Origin of the sequence: Methylobacterium sp. WL1, from assembly GCF_008000895.1 — a bacterium.
Classification (GTDB): Bacteria; Pseudomonadota; Alphaproteobacteria; order Rhizobiales; family Beijerinckiaceae; genus Methylobacterium.
This window is the reverse complement of the sequence record NZ_CP042823.1, coordinates 5,387,775-5,408,183: the sequence shown is the minus strand read 5'-3', so window position 1 is coordinate 5,408,183 and position 20,409 is coordinate 5,387,775. Positions and strand designations below refer to the sequence as shown.

Annotated in this window: 17 protein-coding genes and 2 pseudogenes; 9 read left to right on the top strand and 10 right to left on the bottom strand. The window is 69.2% G+C overall.

What is annotated here, in order from left to right; translation table 11 throughout:
* Window positions 1–2: 2 nt before the first annotated feature.
* Window positions 3–1,244, top strand: coding sequence for a cytochrome P450 (locus FVA80_RS26400; RefSeq protein ID WP_147909678.1), 1,242 nt, complete (start codon window positions 3–5; stop codon window positions 1,242–1,244).
* Between the two features lie 128 nt (window positions 1,245–1,372).
* On the opposite strand, the gene FVA80_RS26395 is transcribed toward FVA80_RS26400, so the two are convergent.
* A complete protein-coding gene (locus FVA80_RS26395; protein WP_147909664.1) occupies window positions 1,373–2,485 on the bottom strand; it encodes an alkene reductase in 1,113 nt (370 codons plus the stop codon).
* A gap of 310 nt (window positions 2,486–2,795) precedes the next feature.
* On the opposite strand from FVA80_RS26395, the gene FVA80_RS26390 reads away from it, so the two are divergent.
* From FVA80_RS26390 to FVA80_RS26375, 4 genes and pseudogenes are all read left to right on the top strand, one after another.
* The gene (locus tag FVA80_RS26390) at window positions 2,796–3,971 is read left to right on the top strand and encodes a zinc-dependent alcohol dehydrogenase (RefSeq protein WP_147909663.1); all 1,176 of its coding nucleotides are present in this window, start codon (window positions 2,796–2,798) and stop codon (window positions 3,969–3,971) included.
* A gap of 91 nt (window positions 3,972–4,062) precedes the next feature.
* Window positions 4,063–5,244: an L-dopachrome tautomerase-related protein gene (locus FVA80_RS26385; protein ID WP_147909662.1), complete on the top strand. Its 1,182-nt coding sequence runs from the start codon at window positions 4,063–4,065 to the stop codon at window positions 5,242–5,244.
* A 443-nt stretch (window positions 5,245–5,687) separates the two neighbouring features.
* A pseudogene (locus FVA80_RS26380) lies at window positions 5,688–6,041 on the top strand (PAS domain-containing protein); the annotation flags it as partial.
* 733 nt (window positions 6,042–6,774) lie between these two features.
* The gene (locus FVA80_RS26375) at window positions 6,775–7,449 is read left to right on the top strand and encodes an SOS response-associated peptidase (RefSeq protein ID WP_147909660.1); all 675 of its coding nucleotides are present in this window, start codon (window positions 6,775–6,777) and stop codon (window positions 7,447–7,449) included.
* Between the two features lie 21 nt (window positions 7,450–7,470).
* Here FVA80_RS26375 and FVA80_RS26370 read toward each other — a convergent pair whose 3' ends face one another.
* The 4 genes and pseudogenes from FVA80_RS26370 to FVA80_RS26355 all read right to left on the bottom strand — a co-directional run bounded on the left by FVA80_RS26370 (window position 7,471) and on the right by FVA80_RS26355 (window position 10,188).
* Window positions 7,471–7,731, bottom strand: a complete 261-nt coding sequence (locus FVA80_RS26370) for a hypothetical protein (protein ID WP_147909659.1) — start codon at window positions 7,729–7,731, stop codon at window positions 7,471–7,473.
* 106 nt (window positions 7,732–7,837) lie between these two features.
* Window positions 7,838–8,023, bottom strand: coding sequence for a hypothetical protein (locus tag FVA80_RS26365; protein WP_147909658.1), 186 nt, complete (start codon window positions 8,021–8,023; stop codon window positions 7,838–7,840).
* 268 nt (window positions 8,024–8,291) lie between these two features.
* On the bottom strand, window positions 8,292–8,924 hold the full coding sequence (locus tag FVA80_RS26360; protein ID WP_147909657.1) for a pyridoxamine 5'-phosphate oxidase family protein: 633 nt from the start codon (window positions 8,922–8,924) through the stop codon (window positions 8,292–8,294).
* Window positions 8,925–9,032: 108 nt separating this feature from the next.
* Window positions 9,033–10,188 (bottom strand): annotated as a pseudogene (locus FVA80_RS26355) (hypothetical protein).
* A 214-nt stretch (window positions 10,189–10,402) separates the two neighbouring features.
* Here FVA80_RS26355 and FVA80_RS26350 point away from each other — a divergent pair.
* The 3 genes from FVA80_RS26350 to der all read left to right on the top strand — a co-directional run bounded on the left by FVA80_RS26350 (window position 10,403) and on the right by der (window position 13,207).
* Entirely contained in the window at window positions 10,403–11,011 is a 609-nt protein-coding gene (locus FVA80_RS26350; protein ID WP_147909594.1) for an NnrU family protein, read from the top strand.
* A 107-nt stretch (window positions 11,012–11,118) separates the two neighbouring features.
* Window positions 11,119–11,829 carry a tetratricopeptide repeat protein gene (locus tag FVA80_RS26345; RefSeq protein ID WP_147909595.1) on the top strand — a complete coding sequence of 237 codons (711 nt, stop codon included), beginning with the start codon at window positions 11,119–11,121 and terminating at the stop codon, window positions 11,827–11,829.
* A gap of 31 nt (window positions 11,830–11,860) precedes the next feature.
* Entirely contained in the window at window positions 11,861–13,207 is a 1,347-nt protein-coding gene (der, locus tag FVA80_RS26340) for a ribosome biogenesis GTPase Der (protein WP_147909596.1), read from the top strand.
* Between the two features lie 9 nt (window positions 13,208–13,216).
* Here the strand turns inward: der and FVA80_RS26335 are convergent, their stop codons facing one another.
* From FVA80_RS26335 to FVA80_RS26315, 5 genes are all read right to left on the bottom strand, one after another.
* Window positions 13,217–14,335 (bottom strand): carboxylate-amine ligase, encoded by a 1,119-nt coding sequence (locus FVA80_RS26335; protein ID WP_147909597.1) that lies wholly within the window; start codon window positions 14,333–14,335, stop codon window positions 13,217–13,219.
* A gap of 61 nt (window positions 14,336–14,396) precedes the next feature.
* Window positions 14,397–14,804, bottom strand: a complete 408-nt coding sequence (locus FVA80_RS26330) for a dihydrofolate reductase (RefSeq protein ID WP_147909598.1) — start codon at window positions 14,802–14,804, stop codon at window positions 14,397–14,399.
* A 63-nt stretch (window positions 14,805–14,867) separates the two neighbouring features.
* Window positions 14,868–15,617, bottom strand: a complete 750-nt coding sequence (locus FVA80_RS26325; protein WP_147909599.1) for an SDR family NAD(P)-dependent oxidoreductase — start codon at window positions 15,615–15,617, stop codon at window positions 14,868–14,870.
* A 156-nt stretch (window positions 15,618–15,773) separates the two neighbouring features.
* Window positions 15,774–17,243, bottom strand: coding sequence for an amidophosphoribosyltransferase (gene purF, locus FVA80_RS26320; protein ID WP_147909600.1), 1,470 nt, complete (start codon window positions 17,241–17,243; stop codon window positions 15,774–15,776).
* Between the two features lie 132 nt (window positions 17,244–17,375).
* A complete protein-coding gene (locus FVA80_RS26315; RefSeq protein ID WP_147909601.1) occupies window positions 17,376–17,984 on the bottom strand; it encodes a CvpA family protein in 609 nt (202 codons plus the stop codon).
* Between the two features lie 1,299 nt (window positions 17,985–19,283).
* Here FVA80_RS26315 and alr point away from each other — a divergent pair.
* The gene (gene alr / locus FVA80_RS26310; protein ID WP_147909602.1) at window positions 19,284–20,366 is read left to right on the top strand and encodes an alanine racemase; all 1,083 of its coding nucleotides are present in this window, start codon (window positions 19,284–19,286) and stop codon (window positions 20,364–20,366) included.
* The last annotated feature ends 43 nt before the right edge of the window (window positions 20,367–20,409 follow it).

Here is a 20,409-nt window from a genome sequence, read left to right as displayed (position 1 = left end):
CGATGTCCGACGAGGCCCTGTTCGCCGCCGTGACGGACCCGGCCAACCGGGCCGATCCCTACCCGCTCTATGCGCGGCTGCGGCAGCGCCCGGTCTGGCGCCAGCCGGACGGCAGCTACGTGGTGAGCGGCCACGCGGCGATCCGCGGGCTGATCTTCGATCCGCGCCTCAGCTCGGAGGACCTGCCGCCACCCCGCCGGCCGCGCACCGGCAACCCGCTCAAGGACCTCATCCTCAACCCGATCAAGAACCGCATCACCGCGACCCACCGGCCGCTGATCTTCCGCGACCCGCCGGACCACGACCGCCTGCGCAGTCTGGTCATGCGCGAGTTCTCCATCACCCGGGTGCTCGGCCTGCGCGACCGGATCGCCCGCGAGGTCGATCAGCTCATCGACGCCTGCCGGGGGCGCTCCGAGATCTGCCTGGTGAGCGACCTGTCGTACCCGTTGCCCGTCACGGTGATCTGCGAACTGCTCGGCGTCCCCGAGGCGGACGAGCCGCGCTTCCAGGTCTGGGCGACGCAGCTCGCCACCGCAGTGGAACCGGATGCCCACCACGACGCCGAAACCCGCCGTCAGATCGTTGGGGCCTTCGACGCGATCGCCGCCTACATGCGCGCCCTCATCCGCGAGAAGCGCCGGCGCCCGGCCGACGACATGCTCAGCGGGCTGGCCGCCCCCGGTCCGGATGGCCGGAAGCAGCTCAGCGACTTCGACCTGATCGCCACCGCGGTCCTGCTCCTGGTCGCGGGCCACGAGACCACCGTGAACCTCATCACCAACGCGATGCTCACCCTGCTGCGCCACCCGGGCGAACTCGAGCGCCTGCGCGCCGACCCGGAGCTGGCGCCGCAGGTGATCGAGGAGGTGCTGCGCTACGAACCGCCGGTGCATTTTCGGACCCGCAAGGCGCTGGGTTCGATCACCATGGCCGGCGAGACGATCCCGAAGGGCGCCCCGGTGATCCTGCTGTTCGCCGCGGGGAACCGCGACCCGGAACGGTTCTCCGACCCCGACCGGTTCGATCCGGACCGAGTGGACATCCAGCATTTCGGCTTCGGCGGCGGCCTGCACTACTGCATCGGCGCACCGCTCGCCCGGATCGAGGCCGAGATCGCCCTGGTGGCGTTGAGCCGCCGCCTCGTGGCGCCCCGCCTGCTGCGCGACCCGCCGCCCTACCGGCCTGGCGCGTCGCTGCGCGGGCCGGAGCAGCTCGGGATCGGGATCGACGGGATCGTCTGAGAGCCCGTCACCCCCGCCGGATTCCGGATGGGTTACGAAACGGGAAACGCCGGAATGTTTCCCGTGAAACATTCACAGGTTCCGGCCCCCGTCCCTGCTGGGACGGAGGAGCCGTCGATCCCGTCCGATCAGCGTCGGACCGGGACTGGACCGTTCATGCCGGGCCAGTCGGAGTAGCCGTTGGCGCCACCGCCGTACCAGTAGGGCTTCGGCGCCTCCGCCAGCGGTGCGCCGCTGGCGAGCCGTTCGACGAGGTCCGGGTTCGCGATGTAGGGCCGGCCGAAGCTGAACAGGTCGGCCCGGCCTTCCGCCAGCTCGGTCTCCGCGAGGTCGAGGGTCAGCTGGTTGTTGCCGATATACGCGCCCTTGAATCGGCGGCGCAGATCGAGGAAGTCGATCCCGTCCGGAACATCGCGGGTCTGCTGGGTCACGCCCTCGATCGTGTGGACGTAGAGCAGCCCGAAGCCGTTCAGCGCGTCGACATAGGCGCCGTAGGTGGCGTGCGGGTCGGAATCGAGCGGCGTCTCGCCGGGCTGCGTGGTGGCGGGCGAGAGCCGGATGCCGACGCGGGCGCCGCCGCCCCAGACCTCGGTGACCGCCCGGACCACCTCCAGGGGAAAGCGCAAGCGGTTCTCAATCGACCCGCCGTACCGGTCGGTGCGCTTGTTGGTGGAATCGCGGACGAACTGCTCCAGCAGGTAATTGTTGGCCGAGTGGATCTCGACGCCGTCGAAGCCGGCCCGCTTGGCGTTCTCCGCGGCCCGTCGGTAATCGGCGACGATCCCGGGGATCTCGTCGGTCTCCAGCGCCCGCGGCGTCTCGTGGGGCTTCATGCCGTCCTGGGTGAACGCGGTCCCCTCGGGCTTGATCGCGGAGGCCGAGACCGGCAATGCGCCGCCCGGCTGCAGGTCGGGATGGGAGATCCGGCCGGTGTGCCAAAGCTGCAGGAAGATCCGCCCGTCATTGGCGTGGATCGTCCTCACGATCCGCGACCAGCTCTCGACCTGCGCGTCGGACCAGATCCCCGGCGTGTAGGCGTAGCCGACGCCCTGCGGTGAGATGTTGGTCGCCTCGGAGATGATCAGCCCGGCATTCGCGCGCTGCCCATAATAATCGGCGGCAAAATCCGGCGGCACGCCCTCGTTGTTGGAGCGGCTGCGGGTCAGCGGTGCCATCACCACCCGGTTCTTGAGCGTCAGGTCGCCGATGGTGACGGGTTGAAGGATCGGGCTTTTCGGCATGGGGCCTCGCACACGGCATCGCGCAAGGACGATGGCCGGAACGGCTCGCCCAGGCTCGGAAGGGATGGCCGATAACCCGTCGAGGCCCGTCCGGGGTTCCACGGTCGCGCCAGGATCGATCGAATCGGCCGCGGTCGCGCTTCGAAGGCATGGGATGCCGCGGGAACCGAATTCCGGGGGCCGCCTCGGTCGCTCGCTAGCGGCACGGCCCTGCGCGTCACCGCAACGGAACTTGACCGTACGGCCGGGCGCTTGCCCTGGCGAGGCCGCACAGCGCGGCCGTATTTCCCCGATCTGGAGAACCGTCCCGATGAAGGCACTCTGCTGGCACGGCAAGAACGATATCCGCTGCGACACGGTGCCGGACCCGGTGATCGAGGATGCCCGCGACGTCATCATCAAGGTGACGAGCTGCGCGATCTGCGGCTCGGATCTCCACCTGATGGACGGCCAGATGCCGACCATGAAGTCCGGCGACGTGCTGGGCCACGAGTTCATGGGCGAGGTCGTCGAGGTCGGCCAGGGCTTCACCAAGTTCAGGAAGGGCGACCGCATCGTCGTGCCGTTCAACATCAATTGCGGCGCCTGCCGCCAGTGCAAGCTCGGCAACTGGTCGGTCTGCGAACGCTCGAACCGCAACGGCGAGATGGCGGCCGCGCAGTTCGGCTACCCGACCGCGGGCCTGTTCGGATACTCGCACCTCACCGGCGGCTATGCCGGCGGGCAGGCCGAGTACGTGCGCGTGCCCATGGCGGACGTGGCGCCCATGAAGGTGCCGGACGGCATGGACGACGAGTCGGTCCTGTTCCTCACCGACATCCTGCCCACCGGCTGGCAGGGCGCCGAGCATTGCGAGATCCAGGGCGGCGAGACCATCGCGATCTGGGGCGCGGGGCCGGTCGGCCTGTTCGCGATCCAGTCGGCCAAGATCATGGGGGCCGGGCGCATCATCGCCATCGACACGTTGCCCGAGCGCCTCGCCCTCGCGAAGAAATCCGGCGCCACCGACGTCATCGACTTCATGAACGAGGACGTGTTCGAGCGGATCCAGGAGATCAGCAAGGGCCAGGGCGCGGACGGCGTCATCGACTGCGTCGGCATGGAGGCGAGCGCGGGCCATGGCGGCCTCACCGGCGTGCTCTCGACCCTCCAGGAAAAGCTGACTTCCACGGAGCGGCCCTACGCGCTGGCCGAGGCGATCAAGGCGGTGCGCCCCTGCGGCATCGTCTCGGTGCCGGGCGTCTATGGCGGGCCGGTGCCGGTCAACATGGGCTCGATCGTGCAGAAGGGCCTGACCCTCAAGAGCGGCCAGACCCACGTGAAGCGCTACTTGGAGACGCTGACCAAGCTGATCCAAGAGGGCAAGTTCGACATGACGTCGATGATCACCCACCGGTCCACGAACCTCGCCGACGGCCCGGACCTGTACAAGACCTTCCGCGACAAGAAGGACGGCTGCGTGAAGGTGGTGTTCCACCCGAACTGACCCGCGCGCGGCGCGTTCCCCGCCATCGAGACGGCCCCGGTCCTCAGGGACCGGGGCTTCGACCGCCGATGCTTCTTAGGACCGATCCCGTATGACGATGCCGGCCGCCCACACCCTTCTGCCCCTCCTTCTCTGCACCCTCGCCGGGCCGGCCCTGGCGCAGGAGCCCGTGGCCGCCACCTCGCCGCCGCCGGCCGGCTCGACCGCGCTGACGCAGGTCGCGCACTTCCAGCATCAGGTCACCGGCGTGACGGTGGCGCAGGACGGCCGGATCTTCGTGAACTTCCCGCGCTGGACCGAGGATTCGCCGGTCTCGGTGGCGGAGATCAAGGACGGCAAGCCCGTCCCGTATCCCGATGAGGCGTGGAATTCATGGCGCAACGCCCGCAAGGGCGAGATCGACCCGAAAACCCACTTCGTCTGCGTGCAGAGCGTGGTCGCCGACCGGCAGGGCCGGCTCTGGGTCGTCGATGCCGCCGCCCCCGCGATGGCGGCCGTGGTCAAGGATGGCCCGAAGCTCGTGGCGATCGACCTGAAGACCAACACGGTCGCCAAGACGATCGCGTTCGACGAGACGGTGGCCCCGCAGGGCTCCTATCTGAACGACGTGCGGATCTCGCCCGACGGCAAGACCGCCTACCTCACCGATTCCGGTGCCGAGGGCGCCCTGGTGGTGGTCGACATCGACTCCGGGAAGGCCAAGCGGCTGCTCGCGGGCGTGTCCGCGACCATGCCCGATCCGGCCGTGACCGTGACGTATGACGGCAAGCCCCTGCGGCGGCCGGACGGGCGCGGCGTCGAGTTCTCGGCCGACGGCATCGCCCTCTCACCGGACGGCAAGACGCTGTACTGGCAGGCGATCAAGGGCAAGACCCTGTACAGCCTGCCGACCGACGCGCTGACCGGCTGGGTCACGGCATCGCTGGTGCCGGAGATGCTGGCCGACAAGACCCTCGCCGGCAAGGTCGTCACCGCGGGGGAGAACGGGCCGGCCGACGGTCTGCTGATCGATCGCGACGGCAGCCGCATGTACGTGACGTCGCCGCAGGACGATTCCATCAAGGTCCGCGACCTCGCGTCCAAGGCGTCCGGGGTGACCACGCTGATCCAGGATCCGCGCCTGCGCTGGCCGGACACGTTCAGTCAGGGACCGGACGGGACGGTCTACGTCACGACCTCGCACATCCAGGATTCCGCCTTCTACAAGGAGGGCGCCCCGATCGCGCTACCGACGGAGTTGTGGAGCTTCAAGCCGACGGCGACCCCGCGCTGAGCCGGCAACGCGTCTGACACCTCCGGCTGACGCAACCGGCCGGAGGTCCCGGCGCCTTTCGGCGCCGGCCAGCAAGCGCATCACCCAAAGCAAGAAAGGACCGATCGCGCCGAATTGCCGGTCCGTCCGGGGCATGATCCACACACCAAAAACAGACCCGTCAGCATAAACCTGCGCGCCTCGGCATGCCGCGCGGGGCCGTCGCTTATAAAATCATCGATGGTCTAAGCCCGGCGGCTCATCTATTCAAAACTGAAATCGTTTTTATCTTGTGAAATAAGACTGATTTTATCATCCCCAAGCGCGCAGAAAATCAATTGCCTCGGGATTAGACTCTGATATTAACGCTCCGTTGATGAACTATTACATACCTAATCGACCTATTTTATTGTTCGGAATTTTCCGAATCGTATCACAGCCGTCGAGATCTCGTAACAGGGACGATGCGTGCAAGGGCCGTACTGTTCGATAAGGATCTCCGCTCGAAAGTAGAGGCCTTGGACCGGTCTCAGGCCGTCATCGAGTTCGCGCTCGACGGCACGATCCTGGCGGCCAACACGAACTTCCTCGACGCGGTTGGCTACCGGCTCGACGAAGTTCGCGGCCAGTCCCACGCGATGCTGGTCGCCCCGGCCTTCCGGGAGACCGAGGCCTACCGCGCGTTCTGGGCGGCGCTCAGGCGCGGCGAGTTCCAGGCTGGCGAGTTCAAGCGCATGGGCAAGGACGGTCGCGAGATCTGGCTGCAGGCGACCTACAATCCGATCCTCGACCGACGCGGCAAGCCGATCAAGGTCGTCCTGCCCCGCAAGCCGGCAGCCGCCGTTCGGGACGGCAGTCTAGGCGGTCGTGCGGCCCGACAGCTTGGTCGCGACCTCCCGCCCCGCGCCATCAGGCGTGAATCCAAGGCCAGAATCAGCGTCGTCGATAGCGGAGGCGCCGTCTGCAGGGCCCGACGGGCGGCCATCGTCGCTTGAACCGCCCTTGCACCAGGATGATCCGGCACGCACCGCCGACCGGCGTCGTCCGGAACATCGTGCGCACGGGGCCGTCCGCCCGGTGAAGCCCCTGGATCGGCTCGATGAAGGCCGTGCGATCCTCCGGATGCACGAACGCGGCGGCCTGCGCGAGCGGCAGACCTGCGGCACGCCCCACGGCGGGAAGGCCCAGGATGCGGGCGGCCCGACGGGAATACCGCCGGCGATAGCCCGCGTAGCGCCAGAGACCCGCCTGTGCCGCCTACAGGGGTGTCCGTCCGACCACGCGCCTGGTCTGCGTGGGCGCATCTGGCGGCAGATCCGGCAGCTGCGGCATGGTACGTCCTGCGGAATGGGCCCGCGGTTCCGGCTGCGCAATGTGCCGCCGAACAATCGCTCCGCGAACGATCCTGATCCATATCAGTTTTCGCTCACGTGGTCCGGTTCCAGTATTTGCTTACACCCAGCTGGCGACAGGGTCCGTCACGAAGCTGCGCCGATCATTTCACCGCCGCCCGAACCGGCCGAGATCTCCCAGAGCCCCCAGCCAGCCCTCATGTGCAACCTCTACAGCCTGCGCACCGGCCCCGCCGGGTTGCGCCGCGCCTTCGAAACCACCAGCGACCGCACCGGCAACCTGCCGCCGCTGCCCGCGATCTTCCCCGACCAGATGGCCCCGGTGGTCTGGAACGGCGCGGAGGGCCGGGAACTCGCCCTGATGCGCTGGGGCATTCCCGGCCCCAAGGCCTTCGGCGAGCATCCCGTCACCAACGTCCGCAACGCCGCGAGCCCGCACTGGCGGCCCTGGCTGGGCCCGGCGCATCGCTGCCTGGTGCCGGCCAACGCCTTCAGCGAGTACGCCGACACGAAGCCGCGCAAGATCCCGGTCTGGTTCGCCCGCGACGAGGACCGTCCGCTGTTCGCCTTCGCGGGGATCTGGCGGTCCTGGACCGGCGTCCGCGGGACCAAGCGGGAGAACCCGGACCGCGTCCCCGAGGAGCACCGCCTGTTCTCCTTCCTGACCACGGAGGCGAACGGGGTCGTCGGCCCGGTCCACCCGAAAGCGATGCCGGTCGTCCTCACCGAGCCGGAGGAATGGGCGGCCTGGCTGGAGGCTCCCACCGCCGAGGCGCTCAAGCTGCAGCGCCCGTTGCCGGATTCGGCCCTGCGCGAGGTGGCCCGGGGCGAGCGCTCGGACGGCGCCGCGCCGGATGCCGAGCCCGAGGCGTGACCGCGGGCGGCGGCGTTCCAATTACTGGATCGAGCCGCCGTCCGGCGTCTGCAGCAGCCGCAGGGCCTCGCCCAGCACCGCGTACAGGTCGGCCGCGCCCTGCAGGCTGAGGGGAAGCCCGACCCGCTGACCGAGGATCGTATCGAGGACGACCATGGCGAGGTCCTCGCCCACGAGCAGGCTGGGCTTCGGCAGGCAGAGCGGCAGGACGAAATCGCCCTCCATCTCGCCGAGGACGTCGATGGCGTCGCCAGGTCGGAAGGGCTTGGTCCTGTCGTTCATCGCGGCCTGACCTCGCGGGCATGTCCGATATGACGGATGAAACGCTACGCGATCGGGAGCCCGCGGGCCAGCCTCGGGCGCGGGCGATCACCCGGAGGATGATGCGTCAGCGCTCCGCGTCGGGGAGGCGCAGCGTCCGAACCGTCAGCGTATCGATCTCCAGGGATCGCACCGTCAACGATTCCACTTTCAAGGATCCCACCTCCAGGGCCCCGACCCGGGCACGGCCGACCGACAGGCGGCCGATCGCGAACGCGCCGAGCGCCACAGCCCCGAACGCCAAAGCCCCCACCGCGAAGGCTCCAACGGCCCCGGCTCCAACGGCCCCGGCTCCAACGGCCCCGGCTCCAACGGCTCCCGCTCCAACGGCTCCCGCTCCAACGGCCCCTGCCCCGGGCGCGGCCGGGTCGCGGGACCGGGCAGCTCCGGCTCCGGCCGGGCAGTGCGTCATCTCCTCGGGCATCCGGGATCCTCTGGCGGCAGGCACTGAGGTATCGCCCTCCCTCCGGAGCACGGCAAGGCCGGAGCGCGTGCGGCGCCCCCGAGACGAGGCGCCCCCGTCAGTAGAGCCGCGTGCGGTAGGAATCCGCGATCTGCCCCTCGGCGTCCGCGACCCCCGAGGCCGCGGTCTGCTCGGCCAGGATGCGCCCGAGGCTTGGAAAGGTATCGCGGGCGACGTGGCGCGCCGGATCCCAGAGCTGCGCGCGCATCAGCGCCTTGCCGCAATGGAAGAACGCCTCGCGCACCCGCACGATCAGCCCGATTGTCGGCACCGTGCCTTGGGCGGCCAGCGGCTCGAGCAGGGCGTGGTCCTGCGTCACCGCGGCGGTGCCGTTCACCCGAAGGGTCTCGTCGATGCCCGGCACGAAGAAGATCTCCCCGACGCCGGGGTTCTCGATGACGTTGCGGAAGCTGTCGATCCGGTTGTTGCCGCGTCGATCCGGGATCACCAGGGTTCGGGCATCGGGAACGGCCACGAAGCCCGGCGCGTCGCCCCGGGGGCTCGCGTCGGCCTGGCCGGCCGCGTCCGCGCTCGCCAGCACCAGGAACGGCGCGAGGGCGATGAACCGGCGTGCGTAATCGTCGAGGTGGTCGAGCACCTTGCCGGCGGCCAGCGGTCCGACCGCGCCGAACTGCGCGCGCAGCGCCGGAGCCTCCAGGATCGTCGACGGCTCCCGGGTTTCGGCGTCCATGAGATCCTCGTGGTAGCGGGCCGGGCCCGGCGCGATTCGCGCTTGGCCTTCAGGTGGCAGCATCGTCTCGCACGATCGCCCGGGGCTTTCCCGACGAGGCCGCGCCCCTCACGGCCAGACCCGGATCGCCACCGGGCGGCGCAGCAGGTCCCGGTCGGAGGTGATCGTACAGCCCGCGACGCGCAGGGTCGCGTAGGTCAGCAGCGCCCCGTCGCCGACATCGTCGAAGTTGCGCCCCCGCGACCCCGGATCGAGGAGCGACGGGTAGGCGATCAGCGGCGCGGTCGCCGTGCAGGGATCGTCGTACAGGGTCGCGCCTTCGAGGAGCAGGCGCGGCGCGTCCCAGGCGAGCAGGTCGCGCGAGGTCGTCCAGTAGAAGCCGGAACGTGCGAAGGTGCCGCCGGCCTTGGCCATGAACACCGCGATCCAGGCCCCCGTGGCCCGGTGCCGGACCACCGCGCCGACCGGCCCCGGGAACGGCCCAACGGGCCGGCAGGTGGCCGGCGGCGTGACGGAGGCGCGGTACGGGTCCGGGAAGGCGGCGGTGAAGCCGGCGCCGGTCCAGGCGCGCCACCGGGTCGGATCGGCCGGATCGTCGCTGCGGAACAGGCAGACGCCGGCCGCCTGGTCGCTGCCGGGCCGGTCCCAGCCCGTGGTCGAGGCCAGGAAGTAGCGCCAGCGCCCGTCCGCCACGATGTTCGACGGGTTGAAGAAGCCCCGGTGCCGGCCCTGGTCGACCTCCTGCCGGAACGGCGCGCCGGCCACCACGGCGGGCGGGCTCCGCCGCAGGATGCTGCGCCCGCCATCCGTCGAGGCGCCGGCCGTGATCGTGTTGTACCAGCACGCCATGTAGGACCCCGCCGGGCAGCGGCCGGGATGCTCGTTGGCCTGGTACTCGTGGTGCAGCAGCGCGGCGACGCGGCTGCCGTCCTCGGTCCAGGTGGCGGTGATCCAGGACCTGTCGTCATAGGCCGCCGGGTCGGCCTTCTCGCCCGAGTCGAGCACGACGGTGCAGTCGAGCTTGAGGTGGTCGAGGTCCGGCCCGCGCAGGGCGCGGTTGCGGTAATGCATCCCGAACACCGCCACCGCCCCGGCGGCGTCGCGGAACGCCCGGGCCGGCGCGTCCGGGACGTCGGCGCCGTCGCAGGTATCGCGGCCGGCCTTGAACACCACGGCGGGCGGCCCGACCAGGGTCAGGGCGGACAGGGGGCGGCTCGGCGGCGGCCAGGGCCGGCCGGGGGTGAAGGAGGGCGAGCGCCAGCATCACGGCCGCACGTCCGACGCGCGACCCCTTCCCTCCCGCCTCTGCGGGAAGTGGAAGACGCGGCGCCGCACCGCCCCCCGCTCCAGCCATCCTGTACGCCGAGCCCATGGACGAAATCCGGGTGCGTCCCGGCCACGCCTGGACAAAGCACGCCAGATTCGCTTGAGAACGGTTACAGAGTACTTGCCGACCGGCTGTCGCCCGAAAGTCCTTCATGCTTCTCCTGATCCTCGGGCTCGTGCTGTTCCTCGGCACGCATGCCTTCTCCATGGTGCGCTCCCAGCGGGCCGCGATCGTCGGACGGGTCGGCGAGGGCCGGTACAAGCTCGGCTACACCGCCCTGTCGCTGCTCGGGCTGGTGCTGATCGGGGTCGGCTTTCACGATTACCGACTCAGTGGCTACATCGCGGTCTGGGATCCGCCGGTCTGGACGCGCCACCTCGCCCTGACGCTCGTCTGGCTCGCCTTCGTGTGCCTCGCCGCCGCCTACCTGCCCGGCCACATCCGGGCGAAGGCCAAGCACCCGATGCTGCTCGCGGTGAAGATCTGGGCGACCGCGCACCTGCTCGCCAACGGCGATCTCGGCTCGATCCTGCTGTTCGGCGGCTTCCTGGCCTGGGCGGTGGCGGCGCGGATCAGCGCCAAGCGTCGGGCGCTCGCCCCGGGGGCGGTCGTCGCCCAGCACGGCGGCACCGTCGCGGCCCCGCATGGCTGGCGCAACGACATCCTGGCCGTGGTGATCGGGACGGCGGCGTGGTTCGTGTTCTCCCGCTACCTGCACTACCCGCTGATCGGCGTCTCGGTCTGGCCCGGCACGGCCTGAGGGCATCGCCGACCACACCCGCTGTCGCCAACCCGGCGCCCGTGTGTTAGGCGCGGGGTTCGAGTGTTGTGCAAGGTGGCCGGCGGACAAGCGCCGGCCGGGAAATGATGGCCGAGAACAACGAGTTCATCCGCGAGGTCGACGAGGATTATCGCCGCGACCGGATCCTCCAGATCTGGAAGCGCTACAGCGGCGTGATCATCGCGCTCGCCGTGCTCCTGGTGGTGGGCGTGGCCGGCTGGCGCTACTGGCAGAATCAGCAGCGCGTGGCCGCCGAGACCGCCTCGGTGCAGTTCGACGAGGCCAACCGCCTCGCCCGGGACGGCAAGGTCGCGGAAGCCGACACGGTCTTCGACGCGCTGGAGCAGCAGGGCCCGGCCGGCTACCGCCTGCTCGCCCGGTTCCGCTCGGCCGCGGAAACCGCCAAGCGCGACCCGGAGGCGGGCGCGAAGGACTTCGATACGCTGGCCGGTGACAGCGGCCTCGGCGACGGCCTGCGCGACCTCGCGCGGCTGCGCGCGGCGCTGCTGCGCCTCGACAGCCCGAACCCGGACCCGGCTCTGGCCAACCTCCAGGGGCTCGCGGCCGGCACGCCGTTCCGCCACACCGCCCGCGAAATGCTCGGTCTCGCCGCCCTGAAGAAGGGCGATTTCGAGGAGGCCGGCCGCTGGTTCGACCAGCTCTCGGCCGATCCCGAGACACCCCGGAATCTGCGTGAGCGGATCGAGGTCTACGCGGCGCTCGTAGCGGGCGGCCCGGTCACCGTGACCGAGGCCAAGCCCGAGGTCGCCGCCCCGCCCCCGCCGATCACGCGCTGATTTTTTTTCGTCGACCATTTCGAGACAGACCATGGATATGCCGACCGTCGCGATCGTCGGGAGGCCGAACGTCGGCAAGTCGACCCTGTTCAACCGCCTCGTGGGCAAGAAGCTCGCGCTCGTGGACGACCGGCCGGGCGTGACCCGCGACCGGCGCGAGGGCGATGTCGCGTTCGGCGGACTCCACTTCCGGGTGATCGACACCGCCGGGCTTGAGGAATCGGACGCCGCCACCCTGACCGGCCGGATGCGGATGCAGACCGAGGCGGCGATCCTCGCCGCCGACGTGGTGCTGTTCGTGATCGACGCCCGCGCCGGCGTGCTGCCGGCCGACCAGCCCTTCGCCGAGCTGGTGCGTCGGGCCGGCTGCCCGGTCATCCTGATCGCCAACAAGGCCGAGGGCGGCACCGGGCTGGCCGGGGCCTACGAGGCCTTCACCCTCGGTCTCGGCGACCCGATTCCGTTCTCGGCCGAGCATGGCGAGGGCCTGGGCGAGCTGCACGAGACGCTCAAGGGGGTCCTGCCCAAGCACGACGAGGACGACGAGGATGAGGACGCCCCCGGCGGCCGCTCCCTGAAGGTCGCTATCGTGGGCCGCCCGAATGCCGGCAAGTCCACGCTGATCAATCGCATGCTTGGCGAGGACCGGCTGCTGGTCGGCCCCGAAGCCGGCATCACCCGCGATTCGATTTCCTTGGACTGGGAATGGCGCGGGCGGAAAATCAAGCTGCACGACACGGCCGGGATGCGCCGCCGCGCCCGGATCGACGACAAATTGGAAAAGCTCGCGGTCTCGGACGGGTTGCGCGCCGTGCGCTTCGCCGAGGTGGTGGTCGTGCTGCTCGACGCAACGATCCCGTTCGAGAAGCAGGACCTGACCATCATCGACCTTGTCGAGAGCGAGGGCCGGGCCGTGGTGATCGGCCTGAATAAGTGGGACCTCGTGGCCGACCAGCCGGGCCTGCTCAAGCAGCTGCGCGAGGATTGCACCCGCCTGCTGCCGCAGGTGCGCGGCGTCGCAGTGGTGCCGCTCTCGGGGCTTGCCGGCGACGGCCTCGACAAGCTGATGCAGGCGGTGGTGCAGGCCTCGGAGGTCTGGGACAAGCGGATCTCGACCTCGCGCATCAACGACTGGCTGAACGAGGCGACCTCGCGCAACCCGCCCCCGGCGGTATCGGGCCGGCGGATCAAGATCCGCTACGCCACCCAGGTGAAGAGCCGGCCGCCGCATTTCGCGCTGTTCGGCAACCAGCTCAACGCCCTGCCGAAATCCTACACTCGCTACCTCGTGAACGCCCTGCGCGAGGCGTTCGAGCTGCCGGGCACGCCGATCCGGCTGAGCTTGCGGACCTCGCAGAACCCGTTCGACAAGGGCTGAGGCGACCCGTCAGCGCGACGCCTCGGCGATCCAGTCCACGGCGGCCGACAGCGCGGCGCGCTCGTCCTTGTCCGCAGCTAAAGCCGCCTCGAAGGCCCGAACCTGCCCGTCGGCGCTGGTGCCGTCCGCGACGATCGCCCGGGCGCGGGCGACGTCCGCCGTGCAGCCGAGCGCGTCCGCATCCTCCGCCACCAGGGCGAGGACCGCCTCCAGCGCCTCGGCGAACGGCACCGCCTCGCTGCGTTCCTCGTCGATCAGCGTCGCGCGCACGCCGCTGTGCTGGGCGCGCCACAGGTTCTCGGAGGCCAGGGCCCGCGAGACGCCGTCGAGGCCGGCATTCAGCTCCGGCCGGCGCACGCACAGGCGCACCAGGCAGCGATACAGGGCGGCGATGCAGAACGAATCATCGAGCCGGGTGCAGGCGTCGGCGATGCGCAGCTCCAGGGTCGGGAACTTGATGGAGGGCCGCAGCGACCACCACAGGAAGCTCGCATCCGCGATGGCGCCGGAGCGGGTCATGATCTCCACGAACCGGGCATGCGCGGCCGAATCCGAGAAGATCTCGGGCAGGCCGGTGCGGGGCAGCTCGCCGAACACGCTGAGCCGGTAGGCCATCAGCCCAGTCGCTTCGCCCTGCCAGAACGGCGAGGAGGCCGAGAGCGCCAGCAGCAGCGGCTGGAACGGCAGCAGCCGGTTCATCAGATCGACGCGGGCGTCCGGGTCCGGCACTTCGACATGGACGTGCATGCCGCAGATCAGCGCCCGCCGCGCCGCGATGCCGACATCCGAGAGGATGCCCTTGTAGCGCGCGCCGTCCGTGGCGGTCTGCCGGGACCAGCGCGCGAGCGGATGGGTGCCGCAGGCGAGCAGGCTCAAGCCGTTCTCGGCCGCGATGCCGGCGAGCTGCGCCCGCTGGCCGCCGAGGTTTTCTCGCGCAGCCTGCGCGTCGTCCAGCGGCGGCGTGCAGACCTCGACCTGCGCGGCGACGAGTTCCCGCCCCGTCTCGGGCAGCTCCGCCTGCACCCGGGCATGGAAGCCGGCCAGGTCGCCCCGGGGCGTGCCGCGGGTCTCGGCATCGGCGAGGAAATACTCTTCCTCGATGCCAAAGCGGTAGCTGTGGGCGCTCATCTGCGTCTCCGGACACGCAACTCGCACGCTAACGCGCCGGGCTGCCCGAAGATGCCGCTCCTCAGGGCCGCAGCGCCCCACCCACCAGCCAGGCCGGATCGAACCAGCGGTCGGCCTCGCCGTCGTAGGGCAGGCGCGTGATGTCCCAGTTCTGGATGTACCGGGCGTAGACGTTCCACACCGCGATGCCGCCGCCGACGAAGATCCGCCGGCCGGAGTAGCGCTTGAGCACCTGCTCCGGATCCTCGTGGCTGCGGATCACGTCGATGGTGCGGTCCTTGAAGGCGAAATCCGGCACCGAGGCCACGGTCTTCGGGCCGGCGATCAGCACGTGGCCCATGGTGAGCGCGAAGAAGCGCGTCACGTCCTCCACGAACAGCGGATCGGTGTTGCCCTCCCAGGGCAGGTGGCCGTTGAGGCCGAGCTGGCCGCGTTGGCCGATCGCACAGATGCAGCGGACGTCGATCATCGTAAATCCCAAACCCTGCGGGCTCCGCCCGCAACCCGCCGGGGCCGCAGGCCCCGGACCCCTCTACTCGGGCGCGCGGAACTGCATCACCCGGTCGGTGGGAAAATCGTAGAGCTTGCCGGTCTCGGTCCAGTCCGGTGCGGCGAGCCGCACGAAATGAGGGGCGAGATCCTCGGGGGTCTTGAGGGTCTCGGGATCCTCGCCCGGCATGGCCGAGCGGCGCATGCCGGTGCGCAGCGGGCCGGGGTTGAGCAGCATCGCCCGGATGGCGGTGGTCTCGTTCTCGGCCGCGTAGGTCCGCACCAGCGCTTCGAGGGCCGCCTTCGAGACCGAATACGGCCCCCAATAGGCCCGGCATTTCGAGGCCGCGCCCGACGAGACGAAGATCGCCCGGCCGGCATCGGACATGCGCAGCAGCGGGTCCAGCGAGCGGATCAGGCGCCAGTTGGCGGTGACGTTGACCTGCATCACCTGGTCCCAGACCTTCGGGGTGATGTGGCCGATCGGCATGAGGGCGCCGAGGATGCCGGCATTGCCGACCAGGATGTCGAGGCGCTTCCAGCGATCGTTGATCGCCGCGCCCAGCCGGTCGATCGCGTCGTAATCGGCGAGGTCGAAGGGCACCAGCGTGGCGCTGGACCCGGCCGCCCGGATGGCGTCGTCCAGCTCCTCGAGGGCGCCGACCGTGCGGGCCACCGCGACCACGTGGGCTCCGGCCCCGGCCAGCGCGAGGGCGGCGGCGCGCCCGATGCCGCGGGACGCCCCGGTGACGACCGCCACGCGGCCTTCGAGCTTTCGTTGAGGATCAGCCATAGCCAGCAGCTAACGCATTTCCGCGCCAGGTGGATCGAAAAAAGACCGGTTTCAAAAGGTCCGTGACCTTTTGCGGGTGCAGGGCGGAGCCCTGCAAGGACCCAGGGGCGCCGCCCCTGGACCCCGCCAAAGGGCTCGCCCTTTGGGAACCCCGTGTCAGTCCGCTTCGGCGAGCATCGCGAAGCGCTTCGGGCCGGCGATGGAGAGGTCGGTCAGGCCGGTCGGGTATTCGCCCGTGAAGCAATGGTCGGTGTATTGCGGGCAGGCGGCGTTCCGCTCCTCCTCGCCCATCGCCCGGTACAGGCCGGGGATCGACAGGAAGGCGAGCGAATCCGCGCCGATATACTTGCGCATGGCCTCGAGATCGTGGGTCGCGGCGAGCAACTTCTCCCGCTCCGGCGTGTCGATCCCGTAGAAGTCCGGGTAGGTGATCGGCGGCGAGGCGATCCGGAAATGCACCTCGGCGGCGCCAGCCTCGCGCATCATCCGGACGATCTTCACCGAGGTCGTGCCCCGCACCAGGCTGTCATCGACCAGAACGATGCTCTTGCCCTCGATCGCGGCGCGGTTGGCCGAATGCTTCATCCGCACGCCGAGCTCGCGCACCGACTGCGTCGGCTGGATGAAGGTCCGCCCGACATAGTGGTTGCGGATGATGCCCATCTCGAACGGGATGCCCGTCTCCTGCGCGAAGCCCAGCGCCGCAGGCACGCCGGAATCCGGCACCGGCACCACGATGTCGGCGGGGGCGGCGGCCTCGCGGGCGAGCTCGCGGCCGATGGCCTTGCGCACCGCGTAGACGCTCTTTCCGTTCACGACCGAGTCAGGCCGCGCGAAGTAGATGTACTCGAAGATGCACGGGCGCATCGGCACGGCGTCGGCGAAGCGGATCGACTCGACGCCCTCCTCGGAGATCACCACCACCTCGCCGTTCTCGATGTCGCGGACGTAGCGGGCGCCGATGATGTCGAGGGCGCAGGTCTCGGAGGCCAGCATGTAGCGGCCGTCGAGTTCGCCGAGCACCAGCGGGCGGATGCCCAGCGGGTCGCGGGCGCCGATCAGCTTCTTGTTGGTAAGCGCCACGATCGCGTAGGCGCCCTGGATCGCCTGCAGGGCGTCGATGAAGCGCTCGACGATCCGGGGCTTCCGCGAGCGGGCCGCGAGGTGGAGGATCACCTCGGTGTCGGAGGTCGACTGGGTGATCGCGCCGTCGCGCACGAGGTCGCGGCGGATCGACAGGGCGTTGGTGAGGTTGCCGTTGTGGGCGACCGCGAGGCCGCCGCTGGCCAGCTCGGCGAAGAGCGGCTGCACGTTGCGCAGGATCGTCCCGCCGGTGGTCGAGTAGCGCACGTGCCCGATGGCGGCGCGACCTTTCAGCCGGGCGATGGTGTCGCCGTCCGAGAACGAATCGCCCACGAGGCCGGGGCGGCGCTCGGAATGGAACACCGACCCGTCGAACGAGACGATGCCGGCCGCCTCCTGGCCGCGGTGCTGCAGGGCGTGCAGGCCCAGCGCGACGATGGCCGAGGCCTCCGGGTGCCCGAAGATGCCGAAGACGCCGCACTCCTCGCGCAGCGTATCGCCGTCGAGGTCGAAATCGGCGGCATAAGCGTCGGATTGGGACATGGTGCGATCGATCACTTCACGGGTCCCGGCGGCGACGGGCCGGCGCGCCGGTCGTCGCGGATATCATCCGATCGTCTCCGGAACCGCTATCTAGGCTCTCCACGCAGACCGACCAACGGCGAATGCCGCAGGTCAGCGTCGCGTCGGGCTCGGCGCGGTCTCAGTGCGGCGCTGGGGCGCCGGGTCGGTCTCGGCGGGGGCGTCGGCCGCCTCGTTGGGCGGCGTGACGACCTTCGGCTTCTTGAACTGCTTCAGGAAGCCCTCTGGATTCTCGGGGAGCTGGGCCACCAGGGCGTCGCCGGACTTCTCCAGCATCGAACGCGTGCGCGCCTGAGCCGCCCAGTCCGGCACCTTGCCCTGCACCAGCCAGGACAGGAACACCCAGCCGATCACGCAGATCAGGAAGCCGCGGCCTGCCCCGAACAGGAAGCCCAAGGAGCGGTCGACCGCGCCGATGCGCGAATCGAGCACCACGTCGGAGATCTTCACGGTGATGATCGAGACGACGATCAGCGTGCCCAGGAAGATCGTCGCGATCGAGGCGACCAGCGCCACGGTATCGCTGTTGACGTGCTGCTTCACGAGCGGAAGCAGCATCGGATAGAACGACCACGCGACGGCGGCGGCGGCCACCCAGGCGATGATGGCCAGCACCTCGCGGGTGACGCCACGCACGGCCGCGAGCAGCGCGGAGACCGCGACGATGCCGAGCACGACGAGATCCAGGACGGTAAACGGCATCTGTGAACTTTAGGCACCAGTGGGGATGCCGCGGCGGCCCTGCGGCTCCCCAGGACCGCGAGGGAGGTATACCAAGCCGAACCTCGGCCGTCACCCTCGGCCACCGACCTCCCGGCGGCCTGTGCCGTCCGTGCATCAGAGCGGGTCGGGGCAACAGGGTGGCCGAATGCAGACTGGGGCACCGCGGCGTTTTGCAGGTCACCCCGTTGGGCGCGACCGTTCGACGCCCACGCAACGCAGAGAATCACACACCCATCGTCAGCCCGCGAACGACTTATCTGCACCGACGAGCATATCGCGCCCATTCTTGGGCACCGGGAAGCCATACCCGTCCCCGGTTTTTTCCCACCTTAAGTCGCCGGACAGGTGATAGGGACTGACATACAATTCCATACCTATCTTCTGTAAGGCTAGATGAAGGGCCTGAATTGAGTCGGCTCCCGCAGCAAAATTCGCCCTGTTTTGATTTGGCCACCCAATTTTATATCAACACATCCAAACTCCATCTTGCAATTCTGGAGCATGAATAGATATCTCCACTCGGTTATCACCGGACGGCGAACGCACCGCTAGATTTTTTTTTGCGATGATCATGGCAGCGTCCTTAGAGGCTTAGGGGCGGAATCGAATGCCCGCGCTCGCATGCAACAAGTCTAACCATAACTTGGGCACAACATGCGCGTAGATCAGTAAATTTGCAACAATCAAGTCGCGGCGATACTGCTTGTCTCAGTCTTGTTGAGATGTAACAAGAGAGTACAGGGGCACCTTGCGAGCATTTGCGATCTTTGGGCGCGGGGGTAAGTTGGTAGTTCCGCCGTCTGTCTATCGCCCACCGCCTGTATGCCTTGCAGGGATGCGAGGATGATTTGGATTGTATTCCTTAGATGTAATTTCTTTTTCGATGAGCACCCTCCTTATTTCAAGACGGCATAACTCTATCTGTCTGCTAGCGACCGCACAGGCGACTTTCGAGTCGTTTCGCATGTACAGGCTCCTTAATCAGGGCATCCTTATCTGAATAAATTCCTATTTTCAAGCAGCTTATCAGTAGAGCATCCGTTTGCCGGCCCCGTGGCACCGGCGCTGTCAACAGATCGCACGCCGAATGACGCCCTGTGCCAACCGTCGACATGCAACGAGCGTTACTCCGGCGGACTCCCGCCGTTCAAACGTCGGACAATTTCTTTTCTGCAGACGACTGTTTTGCTATGAACCGCGGACAGACATCCGTCTCGGAAATCCATTATGCATCTTGCATGTCCGCTCGGGACCGATTGGACCGTAGGCGTCCGGTAGATGACCAAATCCCAAACGATTGACGGCGCCCACGGCGCCCGGCTGACCATCGATCTCGGGGCGATCGCCGCGAATTGGCGATCGCTGGCCGCCCGGGGCGCGGATTGCGCCGCCGTGGTGAAGGCCGACGCCTATGGCTGCGGCGTCGCGCGGGTCGGGCCGGCCCTGTGGGCGGCCGGGTGCCGGACCTTCTTCGTCGCCCACCTGTCCGAGGCCATCGCGGCCCGGGCCGCCCTGCCGGAGGCCGCGCTCTACGTCCTGAACGGGCTGCCGCCCGGTGCCGGCGCGACCTTCGCGGCCCACGGCCTGCGCCCGGTGCTCGGCAGCCGCGAGGAGATGACGGAGTGGGCGGCGGTCTCGGGCGGGCGCCTGCCGGCGGCGCTCCACGTCGATACCGGGATGAACCGCCTGGGGCTGCCGGTGCCGGAGGCGCTGGCGCTCGCGGGCGACCCGTGCATCGCGGCCTGCGGGATCGACCTGCTGATGAGCCACTTCGTCAGCGCCGAGAAACCGGCCGACCCGGTCAACGCTCGGCAGATCGCCGACTTCGCCCGGGTCCGGGCCGCCTACCCGGGCCTGCTTGCGTCGCTCGCCAATTCATCCGGAGTCTTCCTTGACGGCGCCCGGTACGACCTGCTGCGCCCGGGCTATGCCCTGTTCGGCGGCAACCCGACGCCCGGATCCGCCAACCCGATGCGCCCGGTGGTGCGGCTGGAGGCCCTGATCGCGCAGATGCGGGATGTCGAGGCCGGAACCAGCGTCGGCTATAACGGCCGCTGGACGGCCCCGGCCCCGAGCCGGCTCGCCACCCTGTCGCTCGGCTACGCGGACGGCTTCCCCCGGGCGATCAGCGGGCGCGGCCAGGCGTTGGTCGGTGGCGTGCCCTGCCCGATCCTGGGCCTCGTCTCCATGGACCTGATCATCCTCGACGCCACCGCGGCCCCCGCCGCCCGGCGCGGCGCCACCGCGGTGCTGATCGGCGACAGCCTGGATGTCGACACCGTCGGCCGCGCCGCCGGCACGATCGGCTACGAGATCCTGACGGGGCTGGGTTCGCGTTATGTTCGAACTTATGTAGGGTGACCCGAACCCACCTTACGAATGCCGGACCGGCGGCGCGCGGACC